We start from the raw sequence: 23,673 nt of genomic DNA, 5'->3' as shown, positions 1-23,673 counted from the left end.
GATGAATGAGGACCATGCTAACTATGTTATTAATGAAATTAAAGAATATTATAATCTTTTAGGAGCTGGTTTCGATAAGCTTTTCTTGAATCTATCTATAACTAATAAAATTAAATACCACTATTTAAGACAAAGTAAACTTAATGAATTAATAAATGCTGTAAAGTTTGAAAAAAAGGGCTTATGGAGCATAAAGCCTTTTAAAAATGAAAATGATTATTTTGTAAACTATTATGGTTATGGATTAGAGAAAATGAGTTTATATAATATTACCAATGATTTAAAAATGGTTACTAGGATTGAAAGGATAACCTTTTATAATCATAAGATAAATATCGAGGGTCATGCATATGTTAGCAGGATAGATTCTAATAACAAAGAGGATATATATATATCGGCTTTTTTGATTAATGAAGGTGGGGAAGTACTTCTGCCGATAAATGTTGATTTAAAGGACCGTAAAGATATTACCCATAATTATGGGGTTCAAAAAAAGACAGGTAGTATTCTTTATGATTATAAATGGTCAGGATTTGAAATGGATCTTTCTTTTTCATATTTACTTAATGATAAAATGAGCAGTGGGAAATTTTATATAGTGCTTCATTTTCAAAATGGAATTTTATATAGAGAGAGTATGGTAGGGCTACCGATTTCTAATAAAATTTATTTAAAAAAAACAGTTAAACTAAAAGATAGTATGGTAACTGTAAGCTTTGATGAATTAGGAAACCTGGTTTTAATTATTAATCAAGAGCTCTAGCTAATTTTATGCTATTATCAATAAGTATTTTACCATTTAAATATTTTTACTTAGCAAGGGTTTTATATATAGGAGAGATTAATTTGGGAAAAGTTACTGTTATTGGCTCGGGTAGTTGGGGTACCGCACTTTCAATAGTCTTGGCTGATAATGGCCATGATGTGCGGATTTGGGGCAAAAATAAAACTATAATTAATGAGATAAATACTAGACATACTAACTCAAAGTATCTTTCAGACGTTACATTACCTGAAACAATAATAGGATTTGAGGATTTAAAAGAAGCGATGGAAGGCATAGAAGTAGTACTTCTTGCTGTACCTACAAAAGCCATTAGAGAAACGGTGGTCCATCTAAATCAAATAAAACAAGAACCTTTAACAGTTATACATGCTAGTAAGGGAATTGAACCTGATACATTAATGAGAATATCTGAGATGATTGAAGGTGAAATGCTACAAGAAAAATTAAAAGGCATTGTAGTACTTTCTGGTCCTAGTCATGCTGAAGAAGTGTGTCTTCGTCATCCGACGACAGTGACTGCAGCTTCATTTAATATAAAGGAAGCAGAAAAAGTTCAAGGGCTATTTATGAACTCTTACTTTAGGGTATACACACACACAGATGTAATAGGTGTTGAAATTGGAGGGGCATTGAAAAACATAATTGCTCTAGGGGCAGGTATATCAGATGGATTAGGCTATGGGGCCAATGCTAAAGCAGCCCTTATCACTAGAGGGTTGGCGGAAATAACCAAATTAGGTTGCGCCATGGGGGCTAATCCCCTTACCTTTTCAGGCTTGTCTGGTGTTGGAGATTTAATTGTTACTTGTACCAGTGTTCATAGTCGTAATTGGCGTGCGGGAAATCTTTTAGGGAAAGGGTATAAATTATCAAATGTTCTTGATAATATGGGAATGATAGTTGAGGGAGTATCCACTACAAAGGCCGCATATTATTTATCTAAAAAATTTAATGTTGAAATGCCCATAACAAACGCTTTACATGGTATTTTATTTAATTCCGAAAATGCAGATGAAGCAGTTGAGGTATTAATGAAAAGAATTGGGAGAAGAGAAGCCCCATTTGCTAATTTATTCTAAGTTTCAAAATACCTTTTTTTAAAAAAAGATTTGGAACTAATGATTTAGATAATGATATTTGGATAAATATTATTTAATAAAGTTTAAAAAAGTAACTTCAAACCCAGGAAGGACTAACAAATGCGTTCTGTACTAACAGTCATAAAAGAACAATTTCAAAGCTTTTACTTGGTTAGACGTTTATCTGTTTATGAGATGAAAAGTGCTAACAGTAATAATTATTTAGGTGTTTTATGGGAAATCATCAATCCGATGATTCAAATAGCGATATACTGGTTTGTTTTTGGTTTTGGTATTTTTCATAGTGCAGGCCGCGGAGATGTAGAATTAAGTGGAGAACTTATTCCGTACTTCCCTTGGATGCTTTCTGGTATAGTGGTTTGGTTCTTCATTAATCAGGCTATTCTTCAGGGGTCAAAGTCTGTTTACACTCGAATTAAAATGATATCTAAAATGAGCTTTCCAATGAGCGTTATACCGACATTTGTCATTTTTTCCAAGCTCTATCAGCATCTGATGCTGTTGGCAGTTGTACTTGTCATTTTTCAATTTCTTGGTTATCCAATAAATATCTTTTATATTCAATTGCCATATTTTATTATCTCAACTATCGTTTTTTTAGTCGCACTGTCATTAATAACATCTACTATTTCAACCATTGTACGTGACTTTCAAATGCTGATTCAGTCCCTGGTTCGTATACTGATTTATTTATCGCCATTCTTATGGCCGCCATATCATTTGCAGCCTGAAATTATACAGATAATCATGAAACTAAATCCGATCTATTATCTGGCTGAAGGCTATCGTGCCTCTATTTTGGGTCTTTCGTGGTATCCGGTGGAACATTGGGAATATACCTTATACTTCTGGGGTATAACTGTATCATTACTAATATTTGGTTCGATTCTCCATGTGAAATTCCGTGATCGCTTTGTTGACTTTTTATAATCGGATGTGATGGCAAGTGGCCAAGACAGTGGTATTAAGAAATGTCACAAAAAAGTATAAGTTATACGAAGATTCAAAAGAGAAACTATTGGATATTGTATTGCCTAAGAGCTTCGGTGAAGACTTTTACGCGCTTCAAAATATTAATTTTGAGGCAGCAAAAGGTGATGTGGTTGGCTTTATTGGCATAAATGGCTCAGGAAAATCAACGTTATCAAATATCATTGCGGGAATTATTCCGCCTACTTCTGGGGAATTAAAGATAAATGGGAAAACGGCGTTAATTGCAGTCAATGCCGGATTGAATACTCAATTGACTGGCCGTGAAAATATAGAACTTAAATGCTTAATGCTTGGTTTCAGTCAGGCTGAAATCAAGAAGCTGGAACCTCATATTATTGAATTTGCTGATTTAGGAAAGTTTATAGATCAGCCAGTAAAGTCTTATTCCAGCGGTATGAAGTCTCGATTGGGATTTGCTATTTCTGTTAATATTGACCCTGATATTCTTGTGATTGACGAGGCATTATCTGTTGGAGATCAGACCTTTGCAGAAAAATGCTTAGATAAAATGAATGAGTTTAAAGCACACGGGAAAACCATTTTCTTTATCAGTCACTCAATTAGCCAAATGAAAAGGTTTTGTGAAAAAGCATTATGGCTAGAATACGGCAAAGTAAGGGACTTTGGCTTGATTGAAGAAGTAATGCCTAGATATGAAAAATTCTTAAAGCAATATAAAGCCATGTCATTAGAAGAGAAAAGAACCTTTAGAGAGGCTGCAATAAAAGAACAAATGGGACAAGCATAGTTTATGTATCTATATATTTAGAGAGCTAAATCCTCAGATTTAGCTCCCTTTTTTATGACTTACAAAAATTTCTACTAATTAAATAGGGAATTCTCAATATGACCCATTAATTTTTGGTATAGTTATATAGTGTGCCATGGAATAAAATTATTTTATTGATGGAGAGAAAATATGAGTCAAACTGTTATTTTTAAAAATGTAACCAAAAAATATAAAATGTACAATAAAAATTCGGAAAAGTTGCTTGATATTGTTTTTCCGGATGGCTATGGCGAAGACTTTTATGCTCTGCAGAATATTTCATTCACTGCGGAGAAAGGTGATGTAATTGGCATTATTGGAGTAAATGGTGCCGGTAAATCAACGCTATCCAATTTAATTACAGGGGTTATTCCACCGACTTCAGGCGAAATGGAAATAAAAGGACAGGCTTCGCTGATTGCCATAGCATCAGGACTAGATAATAAGTTAACCGGCCGTGAAAATATCGAGTTGAAATGTTTGATGCTGGGATTCAATAAAGCGGAGATTCGTGAACTAATGCCGGAAATTATTGAGTTCGCTGACATAGGAAAGTTTATTGACCAGCCGGTTAAAAGCTATTCGAGCGGGATGAAATCCCGACTAGGCTTTGCTATTTCAGTCAATATAGATCCGGATGTTCTTGTTATTGATGAAGCACTATCAGTGGGTGACCAAACGTTTGCTGATAAATGTTTGGATAAGATGAACGAGTTTAAAGAAAAGGGCAAGACGATATTCTTTATCAGCCATTCCATAGGACAGGTTAAAAAGTTTTGTCAAAAGGCCTTATGGCTTGAAGCTGGTGAAGTAAGAGCATACGGGGCCATTGGGGAAATTGTCCCGATGTATGAAAGGTTTTTAAAAGAATTTAAAGCTATGTCAAAAGAAGACCAAAAGAATTTCAAACAGCTTGTTTTAGAAAAAAGGAGCAAGCTTAGGGAGCAAGAAAGTCAAACACTTGAATTAAATGAGCAGGATGAGAAGATACCGCGAAAACAAACCAGAACAAACCGAAAGCGAAATAAAGGAATCATCCGCTTAGCTAAGCGAATCATAGTATCCTTAATCGTTTTCACAGGTTTACTTGGGGGTGCTGCTTACGCTGTAAAGTCAGGGTTGTTTCCTGATATGAAATCAACTGATAAATCAGATGAAACAGATCGTGAAGAATTGGCACAAAAACAGCAAGCTGAAGAAATTAATGATAAAACTATAGAGGAACCAGATATTCGCTACATTAATGTCGAAAAAGCTAATATACGCACCCAGCCTGATATTAATAGTCAATCCAATGGTATGGCTGTATTTGGGGAAGGATATCTTATTCAAGACCTACAGCAGGAAACACCTAATAGTGTGGAGTGGCTGAAAATTACTGATAAGGAAGGCAGGGAAGGATGGATCAGCAGCAAGATTGTAACCTTAATTCCTGATGAAATAAATGGCCAAGAAGTTTCTGATAAAATTGATGAACTAATTGGCTTTATTCCAGCTCTAAGCGAAGCTATTCCTATGCTTGGGAAACAAAAAGGGGAAGAAGAACCATTCAACTATACAGAGTACAAGTATCAGAATGACAAAGTTAGTGAATTCACAATCCTTGTCAGCGATTCTTCCGAGTACGAGCTGGTAAATGCAATTGGTGAACCGCAATTAAGGTTCGGAAACATTCTTTTATACCATGGGTCCGATTATGATTTTATAATCACAATTGGCGACGGTGGACTGATTAATACTTTAACTGTAGCAAATCAACCATCATAATAAAAAGGGGAGCGGCTTTTATAGCCTGCTCCCCTTTTATGTTCATTAGTTTAATTGATTTGCAAGCAACGTTGCAAATTCAGCCCTTGTGATCGGCTGGTCAGGCCTAAAGGTCCCATCTTCATACCCCTCTAAAACAGCTGCTTCCTTTAAAGCATTTACAGCTGAATAATAGAATTTATTTGAAGGTACATCTGAGAAAGCCTTTTTATAGGAATCTGGATAGTTGAAAGCCTTTTTCATAATAAAGGCCATTTCTCCTCTGGTGATGGATTTTTCCGGTTTGAATGTGCCATCCGGATAGCCGTTGACAATATCCAATTTATACGTTGCGTCTATATAGCCTGATGCATACATTTCTGGTTTGACATCTGGAAAAATGGTTTTCTTTAATGTCCCATCCAGTGACAAAGCTACACCGATCATTTTTACGGCTTCTGCACGTGATACATTGCTGTTTGGTTTAAATGTGCCATCCGGATAACCGTTACTGATAGAAAGCTGTGATAAATAGCGGATTCCATCCACATACCATCCATCTTGCTTTACGTCTGTATAAAACTTTTCAAGGTATGCTGAGCTAATATAATAAACCGTACTGCTATTTTGTTTTTTTACAGGATACCAGACAAAGTGATTGGTGTTGCTCCCATCATATCTATATGCTCCTGCAATTTGTAAAAGTTCACCTTTACGCGCCTTAAACGCGACTGTGCCGGTTGGTGAAGTTCTAACATTTACACTATCACCAGTAACTCTTACGATTTGACTGTTATTAATGTTATGTGCAGTAGTAGTGAACGGCCCAGGAATCTTAATACTTAATTCTTTAAAGTAAAGGGAACCTGCTTCGTTATAATAGATATTCCCATCTAAGACTTCTTTAGGAAAAGGTGTAGTTTCTAATAATCCATAGTTTTTAATATGGTTATAGATTTTATCTTGATACGTTGTGCTGCTTTGTAGGGGATCATTTTTCATAGAGATTCCATTGTATGCCATAATGGCAAAATACCAATTTTCAATTAATTCTTGATCATTGTTATTAATAGTAGGAATTCGCTTATTTCCATAATTCCACTTTTCCAGCAGGATGTTAATACCCTTTTGAAGGTTATAATCGATGTCTGTCATTAACCTTTTAATTTCTTCGTCGGATAGGGTAGTATCCGTAATTTGCATTAAGCCAATGCCAAGGCCGTCAAAGCCGATCACAGGAGTTCCATCACTATAGAACTGTCTCCATGTACTTTCCTGCCAGGCAATCGCTTTAAGGATTTCTGGAGGAATACCGTTCTCTAATGCCTTTTCAGTTAATTTTTTGCTTAGTTCTTGATTAGCAGGATTTTTGCCGGTTACAGTGCTGGCAATTCTCTTGATTCGTTCCTGAGGCGTTTCTTCCCCTCCAGTACTTGAAATTGAGAATGAGTTTGCTTTCGCCTGATCTGTACTGTTGGGTGTAAGCGTAGTTTTTTCTCCAGTATTAATAGAAATTTCATCTATTAATTCATTAGAAGGCTTGGTGTTGCTGTCGCCTGCTTTGTAAACTGGGTACTGTACTTGGATCTTACCCTCTTTTAAGTTTATTCTAGCTTTTGAGTAATCCACGGATTGGTAGGTTAGTTTAATGTTGGGTCCATTAATTTGAAGAACTTTAAAGCTTAATGTGCCCCCAGTCCCTTCTAGTCGTTTAGTGACGATTACATGTTGAATGTCTTTATTGCTTACTAGATAAACATCTTCATACTTTCCTAAAGCAGCTTTGTCGGAAAAAAGCACTTTACTGCCATTTATTATCTCAATCTTTGAATCTGTTTGATTGGTATATTTAACTGAAATAGTTTCATCTAATTCTACTGTAGCCGCAACTTCAGACAACTGTTTATGTATGACAGTTAAGCCCTCAGCCTGTGCAGCAATACCTTTGACAGAAAGGAACATCAATAATATCAAGGCACTGATCAAAATTTTTTTAAACATTGTTTGTTTAATCTCCCCTTATAAATTTTTATCCAACTTCTAGCCTAGCAAACTTAAGAAAAAGTTACTAGGTTATTTTTACATATTTCTACAATTTTTCCTGTTAGGCTGATTTTAGTGATAATTTCCCATTAAAAACATAAATTGACTATACAGAAAATTGGGACTAAAATTAAAATATGTAATATTCAAAAGATAAATAGTTCATTTGTATATTACAAAAAATAATAGGGGGTAATTAGTAGGGATGAATATTAAGAAGTCCTTTCTGCTTCTAGTTGTTTTCCTGCTTGCATTCTCGAATGCTGCATTTGGTGCAGCAAATAATGAAGCAAGTAAAAAGAAAGTACTAGAAGAGAAAAAAGCTGTCGAGCAAAAGCTGGTAAAACAAATTACAGCAGATGAAACAGTCAAACAGTACAAAGCCAATGATCAGGTAAGGATTATTGTCGAGCTGGAGGATGAACCGGTTTTTTCTGCTGCCCAAAGCTCCGGAAAAAACTACAGTGAATTATCTGAGTCCAGCAAAAAACAATTTATGCAGGCGGCCCTTAATGCTCAAGAAAAGGTAAAGCAGAATATCCAAAAGGCGTCCATTGCCATGGACCATAAAGAAAGCTTTACAACTGTTTTCAATGGCTTTAGCGGAGAGGTAGCCTACAAATCAATCAAGGTGATTGAAAGTCTTTCAAATGTTAAAAAGGTCTATATTACCCATGAATATGAAAGGCCTGAAGAACAGCCAGAAATGCTTTATAGTAAAGAGCTGGTAAAAGCACAGCAAACCTGGCAGGACTATGGCTATAAAGGGGAAGGTATGACTGTAGCTGTCATTGATACAGGGATTGACCCTTCTCATAAAGATATGGTATTAAGTGATGAAACTGATCCAGAATTGTCAAAGAAAGAAGTAGAGAGTTTAGTAGATGAAAATAACCTAGTAGGGAAGTATTATTCAGAAAAAGTTCCTTATGGGTATAATTACTCCGATGAAAACCATGAAATCCTTGATTTAGGACCTGATGCATCTATGCATGGTATGCATGTAGCAGGTACAGTAGGGGCAAACGGTGACGAAGAAAATGGTGGAATAAAGGGTGTTGCTCCTGAAGCACAGATTCTTGGTTTAAAGGTTTTCGGAAATGACCCGGAAATGCCGTCTACATACAGTGATATATATGTAAAGGCAATTGATGATGCTATCATCCTTGGGGCAGACGTTATTAACATGAGTCTTGGATCAACGGCTTCATTTGTTCTACCAGAAGACCCTGAACAGCAGGCGATTGCAAATGCAGTTGAAAATGGAGTAATGATGGCTATTTCAGCTGGTAACTCTGCCAAACTTGGCGATGGTTTTGCGAACCCGCTTGCCTCCAATCCTGATATTGGGGTTGTTGGTTCCCCTGGATTAACAGATGAATCATTACAGGTTGCTTCATTTGAGAATCAATATTTAGATTTAGAAGGCTTTAATGTCTATGTTGATGGAGAAGAGAATGACGCTGTTTCCTTTGTTTCTTCTGGTAATACAGAACCTTCTTCATTAGGAAACGGCAACTATGAGCTTGTGTATGCCGGACTTGGCAGATTGCCGGGAGACTCAGAAGTGGATCCAAATGCAAATGACTTCGAAGGATTAGACCTTAAAGGGAAAATTGCATTGATTCAACGCGGCGAGAGTCCTTTCGTGTCTAAGGCGCTGAATGCTCAAGCTAAAGGAGCAGTTGCGGTTATTATCTTTAATAATGCCTCTGGATATGTAAATATGGTGAATGATCCTGCGATTAAAGTTCCATATATCTTTACTTTAAAACATTTCGGGGATGAGCTTGCAGCATCTCTTGAAGCAGGCAAAAAAGTTGAAGTTGCTTTCAAAGGAGAAAAAGTAAAATCTCTAAATCCTGAAAACTCTAAAATGTCCGAGTTTACCTCTTGGGGAGTAACGCCTAATTTGGACTTCAAGCCGGAAATTACTGCACCAGGCGGAAATATCCTTTCTACGCTTCAAAAGGATCAGTACGGGTTAATGAGCGGAACATCCATGGCTGCGCCGCATGTAGCAGGCGGATCAGCATTGGTTATGCAAAGGGTAGATGAAGCTTTTGACTTAAAAGGTTCTGAACGTGTTAATATGGCGAAAAACATCCTAATGAACACATCAAAACCACAAGTGGACAAAGGGTTATACAATGACTATTACAGCATTGGACTGAATTACTCACCACGCCGTCAGGGTGCGGGCTTAATGGACCTCCATGCTGCAATGAGCACACCTGTTGTGGTTACAGAAGCTGGAACTGGAATTGGTAAAGTAGCTCTAAAAGAAATAAATGATAAAGCTTCATTTAAGCTTAAATTAACAAACTTTAGTGACAAAGCAGCTGTTTATAAAGCAGAAGGAACTGTTCAAACAGATTTGGTTTACAATGACCAGAACCTAGTAGAAACAGGGGGTGTTTTTAAGAAAGATAGCATTAATGCAGAAGCACCTTATCTTGGCGAGTTCCCGATCGAAATCACTTCTGCAAATGGCAGTGAAGTAGACGGAGATTACCAGGTGCTTGTGCCAGCAAATAAAACAGTTGAAGTAGAGGTTTCCATTGATCTAACGGATGCGATTGATTGGATGTATAATACTCCTTTAACTGACCTTTTTGAGAATGGCTATTTTGCTGAAGGATTTATTTCCTTTACAGATGTCAATGATACAAATCCTGAATTAACTGTTCCATATGTAGGATTTAACGGTGATTGGGATCAAGCTCCAGTTATTGATGAAACCATTTACGATGAAGGATCCTTCTATGGTGCAACTGGTTTAGCTACTCCAGCAGGTGCTGATTCCTATAATTTCTTAGGAACGAATCCTGTTCTTGATGAAGCTTCCGGTGATAAAGTAGCATTTTCGCCAAATAGTGACGGTGTACAGGATACGGTCCTGCCTATCTTGTCCTTCTTAAGAAACGCTAAAAATGTAAAATTCAAAGTCCTTGATAGTGATAAGAAGGAAGTCTTAACTCTCCGTACAGAAAAAGAAGTCCGGAAGAATTACTATGACGGAGGAGCAGCCAGCCCGTATTCGGTCTTTAATAATGCTTCCTGGGACGGTAAGTTTAAAGGTGAAATATTGCCGGATGGATTATATTATTATCAGATTGATAGTGTGGTAGATTATCCAGATGCAGAGTGGCAATCAAAGCAGATCCCTGTTTTAATTGATACAAAAAACCCGGAAGTTAGTGTAGTTTTTGACGCTGAAACTGGGATAGTATCTTGGAATGCAGAGGATGAAGGTGCGGGAGTATCACACTTTGACATCCTTGTTAACGGCAATAGCGTACTGGAAAAACCTCTTCCTGCAGACGCAAAGGACTTCACTTTGAACAATGCTTCAGATGTTAAAAACGTGAAAGTGGTAGCCTATGACTGGGCTGGCAATACAGGTTTAGATACTGCAGGGGAAGATGACACAATTCCATTTATTACAGCTCTTACACCGGAAGCTTTAAGTGTGAGCAATTCAAGAGTGGTTAAGGTTGTCGGATATGTAAATGATGCTTCTTCAGTTGAGGCGCTTTACATCAATGACAAGAAAACAACCCTTACTTGGGATGCTGAAAATAAGAGATATGCATTCAATACGAATGTGGAATTTAAAACTGATGGGGTTCATGGTATCCGTTTTGTAGGTGTTGATAAAAAAGGAAATGAGATTTCATTCCTGCGAAAAGTGATGGTCGATTCTACAAAGCCTGTTCTTGATGTGGAAGGTCCTTACTACACCAATAAGGATAAGGTAAGCCTAAAGCTTAACCTGTCCGATAATTATAGTGAGATGCGTTTCTACATTGACGGAAGTGAAAAATACTATAATCAGTTCAGAGAGCCATATGAGATGAAAGCCTTCAAAAAGGAACTAACACAAGAAGTTTCGTTGAAGGATGGCGAAAATAACTTTGAACTTAAATTAACAGATTTAGCCGGCTATACGGTGGTTAAGAACATTTCCATCTATAAAACTGGCAAATCTCCTAAAGCTTTTAGCGATTTGAAGAAAGATCATTGGGCGAAGGATGCTATTCAGATCCTTAACCTTAAGGGTGTTATCAACGGATATGATAATGGCAAGTTTGGGGTAAACGATGATATTACAAGGCTTCAGGCAGCACAGATGATTGTACGTGCTCTAGGCTTGAATACAGAGAACCGGCCAAACCCTAATCTAAAGGATGTCAAGCCTGGGGATTATGGATATGATGTCATTGCCACTGTTGCAGATAAAGGAATCATGATTGGTAACGATAAAGGCGAGTTCAAGCCTAAGGATACGTTACTTCGAGCTGAAATGGCTAAGATTATTGTAGAAGCATACAAACTAAAGGGCGAAACACAAGATTCATTTAAGGATGTCCCTGCAGGTTATTGGGCTACAGGTTATATAAATACTTTAGCTGCAAATAGCATTACAAAAGGATATCCTGACAAAACGTTTAAGCCTAAGTCTAATCTTACTCGTTCAGAGTTTGCTATGTTCCTGGCTAGAATTCAGGACGATAGGTTTAAGTAAAGAATAGTAATAAAGGCACCAATCCAAGATTTTGGATTGGTGCCTTTTTGAGCAAAAAAAGAAGCTGGAAAAGCCAGCCTCTGAATTAATTTAATTCCAAATGCGCTTTTAATTCGTTTTGTACACGCTGCTGCTCTTCCTGTGCAACAATTAAATACCAAACTTTATTGATCGTTTGTCCGCTTCCCTTTAGGCTCATCTGTTCAATATTAGAACCTGCATCTCTGTAATTCTTTTGAATATCTTTCATTTCATTGAATGTCAGGTTGGTTCGTACATTTTTTCCTAATGCCCCAAAGATATCATCAAAATTGGTCAGGGAACTAACGCTAGCTCCTTTCTTAATAACCCCTTGGATAATTTGACGCTGACGGTCCTGACGTCCAAAGTCTCCATTTGGATCCTGTTTCCTCATCCGAACGTAAGCAAGTGCTTCTTTGCCGTTAAGGCTGTTATTTCCTTTAACAAAATTATAACCATCTTGTTTAAAATCAATTGAACTATTTACATTTATTCCTCCAACTGCATCTACTATATCCTTAAAACCTTCCATATTCACTTTAACATAGTAGTCCAGCGGGATATCCAAAAAGTTTTCAACCGTTGCCATGGACATTTCTTCATTTCCAAATGCATATGCATGGTTAATTTTATCTTCAAACCCTTTACCGATGATTTCTGTTCTAGTGTCTCGAGGGATACTAAGCATCTTGACTGAACTTTCCTTTGGGTTGACCGTTAGGACAATCATGGTATCCGATCTGCCCTTATCTCCTGAACGTTCATCCACTCCGAGCATTAAAACTGAAAATGGCTCTTTTTTTGTGAGTGTCACTTGTTCAGGCCTTTTATCTGACTTGTGCTGGATTGGCTGGTGCATAGTTTCTACTGCATTAGTTAGAGATTTATAAACTGAAAACGCATAAGCCCCTATACCAATGATAAGGAGCATAAAAAAAATACCAGCAATACGAAGCCATTTTCTTTTCTTCTTCTTTTCTCTCATTTATGTAAACCTCCAAAACTCGACAATTTTTAAAATCATAAATATAGAATAACAGAAAAGAAGTTAGTTGGATATATAGAGATTTACAAATGATGTAATTAAAATAGTGAATAAGGAGCAGGCTTATCACAAAAAAAACGCCCTAAACAGGCGATTGTAAGAAAATTAATAAAGGTAGTCCATGGTGTCAGATATTACATCTTCTTCATTCAGCGCAATTTTGTATTCCTTTAAGGTTATATTTAGCTCATTACAAATTTCCTCGTCTGTCATCCCATTGTCGGCTAGAAATAATATAGTGTCCCGTCTATTTTTTTGTATATTACTCAATAGTCATCTCCCCTTTAAATTTTTTTATAAGTATTGGCTATTAGGGATTATTTATACGACAATAATTAAAGATGATAACGTACCATTTACTTCATGTAGAATCCGGTTTGTCATTCAAAATATGTTTATGTATAATTTATTAAGACGTTCATACAGGTTTTATACAGGAGAGGAAATTTTATAATTTAAATGCATAGCATTCAAAGGGATGATACTGGATATGTACAAAATATATAACTCAATAATTGAAGTAATTGATATTAATCAAACTGATATCCACCTTTTTATAAAGAATAATGGCTTATCATTTAAGTGGAAACTGGATGAACTGGAGCCAAATAAATCATTACACTTGTTTGATTATGAGATTAGAGACCAGCTCATAATGGAATATACCTCAGATAAAGGGTATTTTTATATTTTCTCATATGAAAGTAAGATCTACTTACTGATGGAAGAGGATCCGACTCAATTTAATGAAATCAAATGGGAATTTAACATCGAGAATTTTCATAAAGATATTTATGTAAAGCAGTATGGATTAGCAAAGTTCGAAATCTTAAATAATCAACACCAGCAAGTAGCTATTGTTGATTCTTTTTTAAACTCGGATCCGGTGGATTATAACGTGGAATTGAATTTAGAGGTAAACTCTGAAGAAAGATTTATTCTACTCTCGAAAGCATCTTATGGAATTTATCATCTAGTCGTCTCTTACGATCGTATAACAGAATCCGTAAATATCTATAAGGTACTTTTCGATTCTATAACTACCCATCCTAATATTACTGTAAACATTGAAAATAAAAACGAGATACTGATATATAATAAGAAAACCAAGCAGGCAGTTCCAATCAACTTCCAAAAGCTAAATATCTATAAGCCGAAAATGGTTTTTGAAAAAGAGTCACTAAAAGACTTCCCAAATGAAAATATTTTAGCTATTTATGTTATCAATAAGGCAAGATACTTTATATATTTAAAAAGCTTTGGAATTTTTATTGCTAGAAGCAATCCATTGAAGGTGACCCAGCACCGGGCCAAACTGAGAATTTTTGGTACGCGCAGCCATTTCTATATATATGGAAGGTTTACGCATCACGCCTTTAATTCCTTTCAGAAATATGACTATTTGTATTTGCGAAATTCAGACCATAAAGTCACAAAGTTCTACCGGCCTTTTGCAAGCATTAAGTTTTTCAAGAGATATGGATACTTTAAAATACCTTATTCCTCATTAGAAATAGACGACCGTATCCATAATAACTTTTTTGTGGGTAATAGTGAAAGAATCATCCACAATCTACACTTTAGAAGACCGGATAAAAAGGTTAAGACATATATTTTCAGGAGAAATAAAGACAAATTAAATGTAGTCCGGACGAATTTAAGAGGGAATATTACTTTGACCGTTCTTCCTTTTTCACAGGAATATACACTGAAAGACCGTATTAAAATAAAAGCTGCTAAATGGATTTCAAAGTGGGTAAAAGACCGAAAAAGAAATCTGAACTTATTTTTTGAAAAGAAAAGCAATAAAGCGGATGAGTCTGCATTTCGGGTTTATGAAAAGGTTATGGACGAAAAAGGCATTGAATCCCATAATTATTTCATATTAAATGAAGAGTCTGAACATTACCCATATATGAAAAGCAAGTACGGAAAGAATATTATTGATAAGTATAGCTTTAGACACTATCTTTCCATTTTTAACGCTGATTATTTTATCTCAAGCGAAATTTCTAACCATGTCCTAAGCGATCGTCTGTATATTGATGAGCTGAGAAAAAAAATTATGTCCGTACCCCTGGTTTTCCTGCAGCATGGTATTATGTTTGCAAAGCCAGTTGATAATCCAATGGCGTATGGATTCCATAAAGATAAAACAGCTTACAATGTTTATAAGTCTGTTATCAGCTCCCACCTGGAGGCTGGTGAATTTAGGAAGATGAATTATGAGGACGACGATTTAATTTTAACAGGCCTGGCAACTTTTGATTATGCTAAAATGGATAAGACAGCAGATAAAATTGCCTTTATGCCAACTTATCGATATTGGGAAGAAGGACTTATCTATAATAATGAAATAGAAGAGACTTCTTACTATAAGACCATTCTGAAGATTATAAAAGAGTTTGAAAAAGAAGGGCTGGCCGACCGTCTTCTAATAGTCCCGCATAATAAATTCTCTGAATTTATTTACCGTAATATGCCTGAGTATAAACATATGATTTCGGATAATCCTTCTGAAGCTTTGAAACAGGCTAAAATATTTATTACAGATTATTCTTCAGCCATATATGATGCACAATATCGGGGTGCTTATCCAATTTTTTATTGGGAGGAAAAAGATTACTTGATCCGTCAGTATAAGGCAATTCCTCCTGTTAATGAAGAAAACGCACCTGGACCGGTGGTATACAGTGTTGGAGGGCTATTAAACCAAGTAAAAAAAGCCATTGAAAATAATTATGAAGTTGAAGAGGAATACAGGTACAAATATTCATTAATTAATCATTTTAATGACAATAAGAATACCGATCGCATTATTGACTTTTTAAAGTCTGATAAAATTATTTAAATAAATAAAGGTACACCCGCTTAAGTACGAGTGGGTGTATATTTTTGTCGAAAGGATACAATTTTTGTAAAGTATTCTATTTCGCTTTCGGTTAGGTAGTAAGTCATTGGTTGAAAAAGACTAGATGGATTTAGCACTCGGCACAAATGGCTCTAACAATTATTATTTTATCGATAAAGCGGATGAAAGTTTCGGTTTATTGCAAAGGCTGCCCCTTTAAAAGTGGCAGTTTTTTGTGGAGAATTACGAATTTTTTTCTATATCCAGATATGCCGATATATGGAATCATTTAATAGGATGTGACTATAGCAGTAATTTTTAGATGAATATCCAGCGGATTTATAAATATGTTAAAAAAAGGCGAAAAATGTCTGGTGCAAATAGTAGGATTTTGCTAGATTAGAAGATAGAAAATATCAAGAAGGAGTTTTGTCAATTGAAACGCATTTTTACTGTTGTTGCTGCTGTCTTTATGCTTCTGGTCAATGTTCCTCTATCTTTTGCAGCTGATGATATCACTGGCCATTATTTCGAAAAGGATATGCGCACCCTTATCGAAAAAGGTATTATGAAAGGCTATGAGCAGGGAGTATATAAACCTGATGCTTCCGTTACACGTGCGGAGTTTACTGCTTTTATCGTTAGGGCGCTTGAACTCGAGCCAGTCCGTACAGTGGAGTTTTCGGTAGCTAATCTGGCAGATTCCAAGTTTTCCGATGTAAAAGCGGGGGCGTGGTATTATTCTGCGATTAATACTGCAGTGGAGACTGGCATTGTAAATGGATACCCTGATGGAAGCTTTAAGCCGGGCAAAGAAATTTCACGTCAAGAGATGGCAGTAATGGCCATTCGGGCTGTCTCTTCAAAAGGTGTACTTTCAGAAACAGCAAAGCTTACCTTTAAAGATTTAGCTGAGATACATCCAAGTTATATTGAATCTGTTCAGCGTGCTGTTTATTTAAAGCTGATGTCAGGAAATGCAGATGGAACATTTGCACCACTCTCTATGACTACTCGCGGACAAACTGCCGCAGTTATTAACCGCATGATGAATCTAGTTGAGCCGCCAAAAAGCCTAGACTATAAAGTTGCAGCCTTTAATTCTGATGGAACTCCTAATATTCTAAAAGAATATGATTCTTTTGAAACTGCGAAAGCTAATATTACAGATAAACAGGCTGTCCTATATGGAAATAATATCGTTTATATGAAAAAAGGTATAGCCGCAGCCAATAAATTTACTATTATTCATAACAGAGCAGATCTCACTGACTCTGGAAGAACCTATGTAAATACTGGTACAGAATTTAACTATTTTGATGCAACCGAAAAATCAGTCAAGATTCAGCTTGGAGATACTATAGGCTATGTTTCTTCTGAGGATGTGAATTTAATTCCAAGCGTTGTTTCCAATGAAAGGTCCTATTATAAGAGGACGGGAAAAGAGCTTTATCATACTGTCTATAACCCTATTACAAAAGCATATGGCCCTGCTGCTTTAATTGGGCTTGCTCCTTCTTTTATGGCTGAGGAGCAGATATATTACAGCTGGAATGGTGTGCATTTTACGACTGCTTCGGGATCGGCAGCCGGTGAAGCTTACACATACTTTAATTTCCTTCCGCTCCATGGGAAAACCAGCTATACTGTTGAAGACATTGATCGATTTTTAACAGAGAAGTTCCCTTCCTCCTATAAAGGCTTCCAAACAAGCCCGCTCGCAGGGACAGGCAAGGACTTTAAAGAAATGGAAGCCAAGTATGAAGTAAATGCGCTTTATTTAATGGCTCATGCCATCCATGAAAGTGCATGGGGAACAAGTGCAATTGCACAGGATAAGAAAAATCTTTATGGCATGAAGGCCTATGATGGCAGTCCGTATGAAAGTGCAACCAAATATGAGTCGTTCAGAGACTCAATCGAAGAAGCCGCTAAATATATTGCGCAAGCTTATCAATCCCCAAAAGGATCCTATTATAATGGTGCTGTATTAGGAAATAAAAGTGTTGGCATGAACGTGAAATATGCTTCTGACCCTTATTGGGGGGAAAGAATTGCGGGTCATATGTACCGGGCAGATCAATTTCTCGGAAGCAAAGATATAAACAAATATAAATTAGCTGTAAGTAATGTCGAATCTTTAAATGTCCGCTCCGGATACGGAACCTCTTACGGAATTATCTATGAAATGAAAATATCAGGAATTCCGTTTGTTTACACAGAAACAGCCCAGAAAGATGGTGCATTATGGTATAAGCTCATCTCTGATGAAAAAACAAATCGTAATGGACATGTGTATGGAAAGGGTTCGCTGGGGACATTTGTGAAAGAAGCAAAGCTTGCTAAATAAGTCATTTCTTTAAGAAGAAGTAACAACTACTTGTTACTTCTTTTTTTATGTTATATTAATTAAGAAAATTATTGACCCAAGGAGATTTTCAATGAGCTTAAAACATGTGGACATATTAGGTGTTCCTTTTGTACATACAACCAGGTCTCAATTTGTAGAACAGTTGGAGAATCATATTAATGCGGAAAAAAAGGCTTTTGTCGTTACGGCAAATCCCGAAATTGTCATTAAAGCAAATGAAGAGCCTGAATATATGGAACTTGTTAAAAAGGCGGATTATGTGACTGCTGATGGAATTGGTATTGTAAAAGCGGCCCAGCTTTTAAACACTCCTCTTCCCGAGAGGGTGGCAGGATATGATACGATGCGTGATTTGCTGCAATTGGCAAATAATAATAAGTTTCGGATTTATCTGCTGGGCGCACAGCAAGAGACGTTGGATAAGGCAATTACTGAAATAAAGCGGGAATATCCATCCACGGATATTGTTGGATCACATAATGGCTTCTTTGACTGGAGCAACAATGAAATCCAGAAGGAAATAAAAAATGCCCAACCAGACCTCATATTTGTTGCATTGGGTGTTCCAAGGCAGGAAAAGTGGATTTCACAAAACCTGGACTATTTTGATAAAGGGGTATTCATGGGAGTAGGCGGCAGTTTTGATGTTATTGCAGGAACAGTTAAAAGAGCACCGGATGCATGGCAAAAGGCCAATCTGGAATGGCTATACAGGCTGCTGAAGCAGCCGAGCCGCTTTGGCCGTATGCTAGCCCTTCCTAAATTTGCTGTTAAAGTTATATCAAAGAAAGTTAGAGGATAGATGAATAACAAATTTGTAAAAAGCACGCTCATTTTATCAGTCGCCACCCTAGCTTCAAAGGTGTTGGGCAGTATATTTCGAATTCCGCTCCAAAACATTGCAGGGGATGAAGTTCTGGGCATATTCAGTCTTGTCTACCCAGTTTATATGGTTGGCTTGATTTTGTCTGTTGCGGGAATCCCAATTGCTATTTCCAAGCTAATTTCTGAAGCCAGCGTAAAGCAGGATCAGGAGAAGATATCTAAAATATATAAGACAGCGGTCATCCTTTCCCTTTTATTTGGGATCACCGGTTTTATTCTTATTTATGGATTTTCTGTAGAGATTTCGGAGGTTTTGGGCGGCCCGAGTACCCGATATGCACTGATCATTGTTTCTGCAACCCTTCTGGTTGCTCCTTATATGGCGGTCTACAGGGGGTACTTCCAGGGGTTTGAGGATATGAAGCCGACGGCTGTTTCACAGGTTTTGGAACAGTTGATAAGAGTCACTTTTATACTAGTCCTAGCCTATGTGCTAGTCGAAAAAAATTACTCTGACGAAATTGTATCCGGCGGAATAATGGTTGGTTCCATATTGGGAGCATTAGCTTCAGCTGTTTATTTGCAGCTTCTTTATTTCCGCTCCCCTTTAAAGGCAAAACCGATATCTGGGAAGTATGGAGTTAAGGATTTTAGACAAAATGCGAAAACAATCCTTTCTATATCGATCCCGATAAGTATCGGTGCCATCACAATGGCACTTCTGAATTTTGTAGATTCAGTAACCATACCATATAGTCTAAAGATTGCCGGTTTTGGAGAGAACATAAATTATATGTACGGAATATACGGCAGGGGACTCTCGTTGGTGCAAATTGCAACAGTTTTCTCCAGTTCAATCGTTCTGCCGCTCATTCCACTATTAACAAAAACTCTGGCAGAGAACAATATATTAAAGGGCAGGGCTATTGTCGAAAAAACTCACCGAATGACACACATTGTTTCCTGGCCGGCAGCAATGGGGCTTCTTGGTTTAACACTGCCTTTAAACCTGGCATTATTTACAGACTTAGAAGGCAGCAGCATGCTGGCTGTTATTGGTTTCAGTTCAGTATTTACGTCCTTGTCAATATTGGGCACAGGAATTTTGCAGGGGATTAATAAAGCGAAGCATGGTGCATATGTAATTGTAGGTGGAGTTATCCTTAAGGCAGCTGCAAATTTATTGCTGGTAGGCCAATTTGGACTAATTGGTGCTGCATACTCTACATTGGCTGTCTACATTCTCATCTTTATTTTTAATTCAGTTATCATTTGGAGGGTTATTCCATTTACAATATGGAAGCCCAATTTCAACTCCATTGTGTTATCATCCCTTCTAATGGGAGTCATAATCGGTTTACCTACCCTTTACTTCGATCTAGAAAATTGGGACAGGTTTGCTGCGCTAATCTATTCAATGGTCTCCATTGCTGCAGGCGCGTTGGTATATTTTTTACTTTTACTGATTACAAAGGGAATTGATAAACAAGAACTGGCATCTCTTCCCCTGCTAAAAAAATTCAAAGTAAAAAAAGGATAAATATTGTTTATGAAAAATGTTTGAAAAGGGTGTGTAATGTGCGAAAAGCTTTACTAGGATTGTTGATTGTATCCCTTCTCTTATCTCTGCCTGGGTTAATGCAAAGATACCAGGCTGAACGGAATAATAACACCTATGAAACGATTGTTCCTATCCATGATCTGGAATCCATTGTTTCCAAAGACAGCAGCCTGCAGCTTGATGAAGTTTTAAAAAGAGTTCAGGAATCCGGACTTCAGGCTGTCAGTGTCCTGCCCGAAACATTGGCAAGCCTGGAGGAGAAAGGTTATGTAACCGTACTGACAGGCGAAAGAATTAAGGAGATGTCTATTTTTAATAGCGGTCTTGAAAAAGTTGCTAACCAAGTCTCCACAGATGGTGTGTATGTGTACATACAAAAAAGAAATGAAATTACAGACCGTTTGACTGAGGTTTTTTCATCAATGGACACACAGCCTGTAACCATTTCAGGCAGGGAATTTATCTATCTTTCCAATGAGGGCGGCCGAATTGATCACCTGCCGGTCGGCTATTTGCCTGAAACCATTGAGTCTATAAAAAAGGCAGGGCTATCAGTTGTTTTGAGGATTCCCAATATTTCAAAGGAAGAAAACCCCTATGTTTTTAACCAACTTCTTAATCTATCAGACAATATAACGAATCGTGTTCTTTTTACAGGGGTAGAAGTAATCGGATATCCGGAAACGAATCAGATAAAGGAATATGCTGAAAAGCTGAAGGAGAAAAATATTGCTGTATATGCAATCGAGTTCGCTGAACAATCAGGTATAAACACAATGGCAAAGACCATGGATATGGATGTTATCCGCCTGCACAGTCTGGACCTTAATAAGGTAGCCAGCCCGGAAGAGGGTGTGGATCGTGCTGTGCGTGCTGTAAAGGAAAGAAATATCCGCTCATTGTTTCTTCGAACTGAAGAGGGTATTGAGGCTGAGAAGGCTCTTCAGAACCTGGAAAGCTTTATTCAGAATATGGACCAGCAAATGCCTTCTGGATTTAAGTCTGGAAATGCAAAAGTCTTTGATAAGGTTACAATACCAGCATGGAGCTACATGGCTGCATTTTTAGCAGCAATTATATTTATTTCATTAGCAGTGCTTGAAATCACGAAAAACAAATTACTATACTATATTTCATTTGCTGGGACACTATTACTCGGCTTAGCAGCACTTATTTTAAACAATCCTATCTTTGTTCAGGGGTTAGCCTTAATTACAGCTATGGCAGCGCCTGTGTTTGCCATCATACCGAGATTGGAGATAAAAGGATTTGCTGATATTCTAAAGGCTTATGGACGTGCGGCATTGGTCAGCTCTGCAGGGATCCTGATCATTGTTAGCCTTTTAAACGGTAACGAATATCTTGTTAAAATTGAGGCGTTTAGAGGAGTTAAACTCATCTATATTGTCCCTTTATTAGTTGTTTTTATATATATTCTTAAAGAAAGCTTAAGAAGCAGCTTCAATGGGAAGTTCATTATAGATCTAAAGAAGCTTTGGAATATGAGGGTTCTATATGGGCATTTAGCGATTATCGGCATTCTGGGGATTATCGGATTATACTATATAAGCCGAACAGGCAATGCAGGCAGTGTATCATCATTCGAACTTGCGATCAGACAGTGGCTGGAAGAAACTATGTATGTTCGGCCGAGGACGAAGGAATTCCTAATAGGGTTTCCGTTTTATATTCTCTCATTATATATGTACTCTTTTAATAAAAAGCTTGGTACTTATCTGTTAATTCCCAGTGTGATTGGCTATTTATCGATTGTCAACACGTTCACCCATTTGCATATCCCATTGTTTGTCTCTCTGCTACGGACAATTTACAGCTTGGCTATTGGCCTGGGAGTTGGATTTATTTTTATTGTGATCTTTAAAAAGGGCCTTTCTATATATAATGAAAAAATAAAACCGAGGTGGGGCTTATGAAGGTAGTGATCTCGGGTTATTATGGGTTTAATAATGTTGGTGATGAGGCTATTCTTTTTTCTATGATCCAAGTACTGCAAAAAGTAGAGCCTGGAATTGATATTACCGTTTTATCAAATGACCCGGCTTATACAGAAAAAACTTATCATGTGAAGGCAGTAAACCGCTGGAGTGTGAAAGAGGTTTATAATGCATTAAAAAGGTCTGATGGTCTAATAAGCGGCGGGGGAAGCTTGCTTCAAGATGAAACCGGGATAAAATCGATTCCTTATTATACTGGGGTTATAAAACTTGCCCAAATAGCTAAAAAACCTGTATTTATTTATGCGCAGGGAATGGGGCCGATACATAAAAAAATCAGCAGGATGATTGTCAAAAATGTTTTAGGGGAAACGGAAATAACGGTTCGGGATTTAGCTTCAAAGAAGCTTCTGGAAACCATAGGTATTAGAAAGCCGATTGAAATAGTGCCAGATCCTGTCATTGGATTGAACCTGGAGAATCCTGGCAACACTTGGTTTAATGCCCAATCTTTTACAGGGAAATTGGTTACCGTTTCAGTTAGGGATTGGCCCTCTGAAATTGATTATAAGAAAAAGATAGCGGCAGCTTTGGATTCTATTGCGGACGCTGAGAATACAGTTATTTTTGTCCCTATGCACGGTGAACATGATGATAAAGCTTCCAGAGACACCGCAGCATTAATGAAGGAAAAAAGCTATATTTCACCTTTTAACGATTCAATTGAAGAAAAGATCGCTTTAATTGGAAAGTCTAATTTATTACTCGGGATGAGATTGCATGCGCTGATCTTTTCAGCCATTACGTATACACCGTTTATCGCCTTATCTTATGATCCTAAAATTGAGGCTTTTGCAGATATTGCAGGCCAGCCAGTTGCAGGGAGTGTTGTAAATGGAGACTGGGAAGCTTCTTTTCTATCCAAAGCCATGAAGGCTGCTTTGGAAAAGGAAGGAGATCTATCGCGTAATCTAAGAAATAGAATAGAACCTTTGCAGGATCAGGCAACGGATACCGCTGTTAAGAGCATCCATTATTTAAAAAGAAGTACTAAATAAAAGAAGCCCTGGGATTTCCC

At 37.1% G+C, this 23,673-nt stretch carries 14 protein-coding genes and 1 pseudogene; 12 read left to right on the top strand and 3 right to left on the bottom strand.

The annotated features are described in order from the left end of the window. From DFO72_RS29625 to tagH (DFO72_RS21040), 5 genes and pseudogenes are all read left to right on the top strand, one after another. Positions 1 to 763: hypothetical protein (locus DFO72_RS29625; protein ID WP_166672530.1), on the top strand; the 763-nt coding region annotated here is incomplete at its 5' end. A gap of 83 nt (positions 764 to 846) precedes the next feature. After that, a complete protein-coding gene (locus DFO72_RS21055) occupies positions 847 to 1,866 on the top strand; it encodes an NAD(P)H-dependent glycerol-3-phosphate dehydrogenase (RefSeq protein ID WP_134177275.1) in 1,020 nt (339 codons plus the stop codon). 120 nt (positions 1,867 to 1,986) lie between these two features. Continuing rightward, positions 1,987 to 2,817, top strand: a complete 831-nt coding sequence (locus DFO72_RS21050; protein WP_113883851.1) for an ABC transporter permease — start codon at positions 1,987 to 1,989, stop codon at positions 2,815 to 2,817. 16 nt (positions 2,818 to 2,833) lie between these two features. Further along, positions 2,834 to 3,622 (top strand): annotated as a pseudogene (gene tagH, locus DFO72_RS21045) (teichoic acids export ABC transporter ATP-binding subunit TagH); the annotation flags it as partial. A gap of 177 nt (positions 3,623 to 3,799) precedes the next feature. Then, a complete protein-coding gene (gene tagH, locus DFO72_RS21040; protein ID WP_113883849.1) occupies positions 3,800 to 5,416 on the top strand; it encodes a teichoic acids export ABC transporter ATP-binding subunit TagH in 1,617 nt (538 codons plus the stop codon). 45 nt (positions 5,417 to 5,461) lie between these two features. On the opposite strand, the gene DFO72_RS21035 is transcribed toward tagH (DFO72_RS21040), so the two are convergent. Then, positions 5,462 to 7,396, bottom strand: coding sequence for an S-layer homology domain-containing protein (locus DFO72_RS21035; protein ID WP_113883848.1), 1,935 nt, complete (start codon positions 7,394 to 7,396; stop codon positions 5,462 to 5,464). A gap of 247 nt (positions 7,397 to 7,643) precedes the next feature. Between DFO72_RS21035 and DFO72_RS30445 the strand changes: the two genes are divergently transcribed. Further along, the gene (locus tag DFO72_RS30445) at positions 7,644 to 11,966 is read left to right on the top strand and encodes a S8 family serine peptidase (RefSeq protein ID WP_113883847.1); all 4,323 of its coding nucleotides are present in this window, start codon (positions 7,644 to 7,646) and stop codon (positions 11,964 to 11,966) included. Between the two features lie 85 nt (positions 11,967 to 12,051). Here the strand turns inward: DFO72_RS30445 and DFO72_RS21025 are convergent, their stop codons facing one another. Together DFO72_RS21025 and DFO72_RS29620 are read right to left on the bottom strand one after the other, a co-directional pair. Then, entirely contained in the window at positions 12,052 to 12,972 is a 921-nt protein-coding gene (locus DFO72_RS21025; RefSeq protein ID WP_113883846.1) for a LytR family transcriptional regulator, read from the bottom strand. Positions 12,973 to 13,137: 165 nt separating this feature from the next. Beyond that, a complete protein-coding gene (locus DFO72_RS29620; protein WP_166672529.1) occupies positions 13,138 to 13,302 on the bottom strand; it encodes a hypothetical protein in 165 nt (54 codons plus the stop codon). A gap of 220 nt (positions 13,303 to 13,522) precedes the next feature. Between DFO72_RS29620 and DFO72_RS21020 the strand changes: the two genes are divergently transcribed. From DFO72_RS21020 to csaB, 6 genes are all read left to right on the top strand, one after another. Further along, the gene (locus tag DFO72_RS21020) at positions 13,523 to 15,883 is read left to right on the top strand and encodes a CDP-glycerol glycerophosphotransferase family protein (RefSeq protein WP_113883845.1); all 2,361 of its coding nucleotides are present in this window, start codon (positions 13,523 to 13,525) and stop codon (positions 15,881 to 15,883) included. Positions 15,884 to 16,319: 436 nt separating this feature from the next. Continuing rightward, a complete protein-coding gene (locus DFO72_RS21015) occupies positions 16,320 to 18,233 on the top strand; it encodes an S-layer homology domain-containing protein (protein ID WP_113883844.1) in 1,914 nt (637 codons plus the stop codon). A gap of 91 nt (positions 18,234 to 18,324) precedes the next feature. After that, positions 18,325 to 19,056 carry a WecB/TagA/CpsF family glycosyltransferase gene (locus DFO72_RS21010; RefSeq protein WP_113883843.1) on the top strand — a complete coding sequence of 244 codons (732 nt, stop codon included), beginning with the start codon at positions 18,325 to 18,327 and terminating at the stop codon, positions 19,054 to 19,056. Next, positions 19,057 to 20,619 carry a putative polysaccharide biosynthesis protein gene (locus DFO72_RS21005; RefSeq protein WP_113883842.1) on the top strand — a complete coding sequence of 521 codons (1,563 nt, stop codon included), beginning with the start codon at positions 19,057 to 19,059 and terminating at the stop codon, positions 20,617 to 20,619. 38 nt (positions 20,620 to 20,657) lie between these two features. Next, a complete protein-coding gene (locus tag DFO72_RS21000) occupies positions 20,658 to 22,574 on the top strand; it encodes a DUF5693 family protein (protein WP_113883841.1) in 1,917 nt (638 codons plus the stop codon). After that, a complete protein-coding gene (gene csaB / locus DFO72_RS20995) occupies positions 22,571 to 23,653 on the top strand; it encodes a polysaccharide pyruvyl transferase CsaB (RefSeq protein WP_113883840.1) in 1,083 nt (360 codons plus the stop codon). Before DFO72_RS21000 ends, csaB begins: the two co-directional genes overlap by 4 nt. Positions 23,654 to 23,673 lie beyond the last annotated feature (20 nt).

The organism is Cytobacillus oceanisediminis, from assembly GCF_004366035.1.
GTDB lineage: Bacteria > Bacillota > Bacilli > Bacillales > Cytobacillaceae > Cytobacillus > Cytobacillus oceanisediminis_C.
The sequence above is the reverse complement of the archived record's forward strand: the minus strand, read 5'-3'. Positions and strand labels throughout refer to the sequence as shown.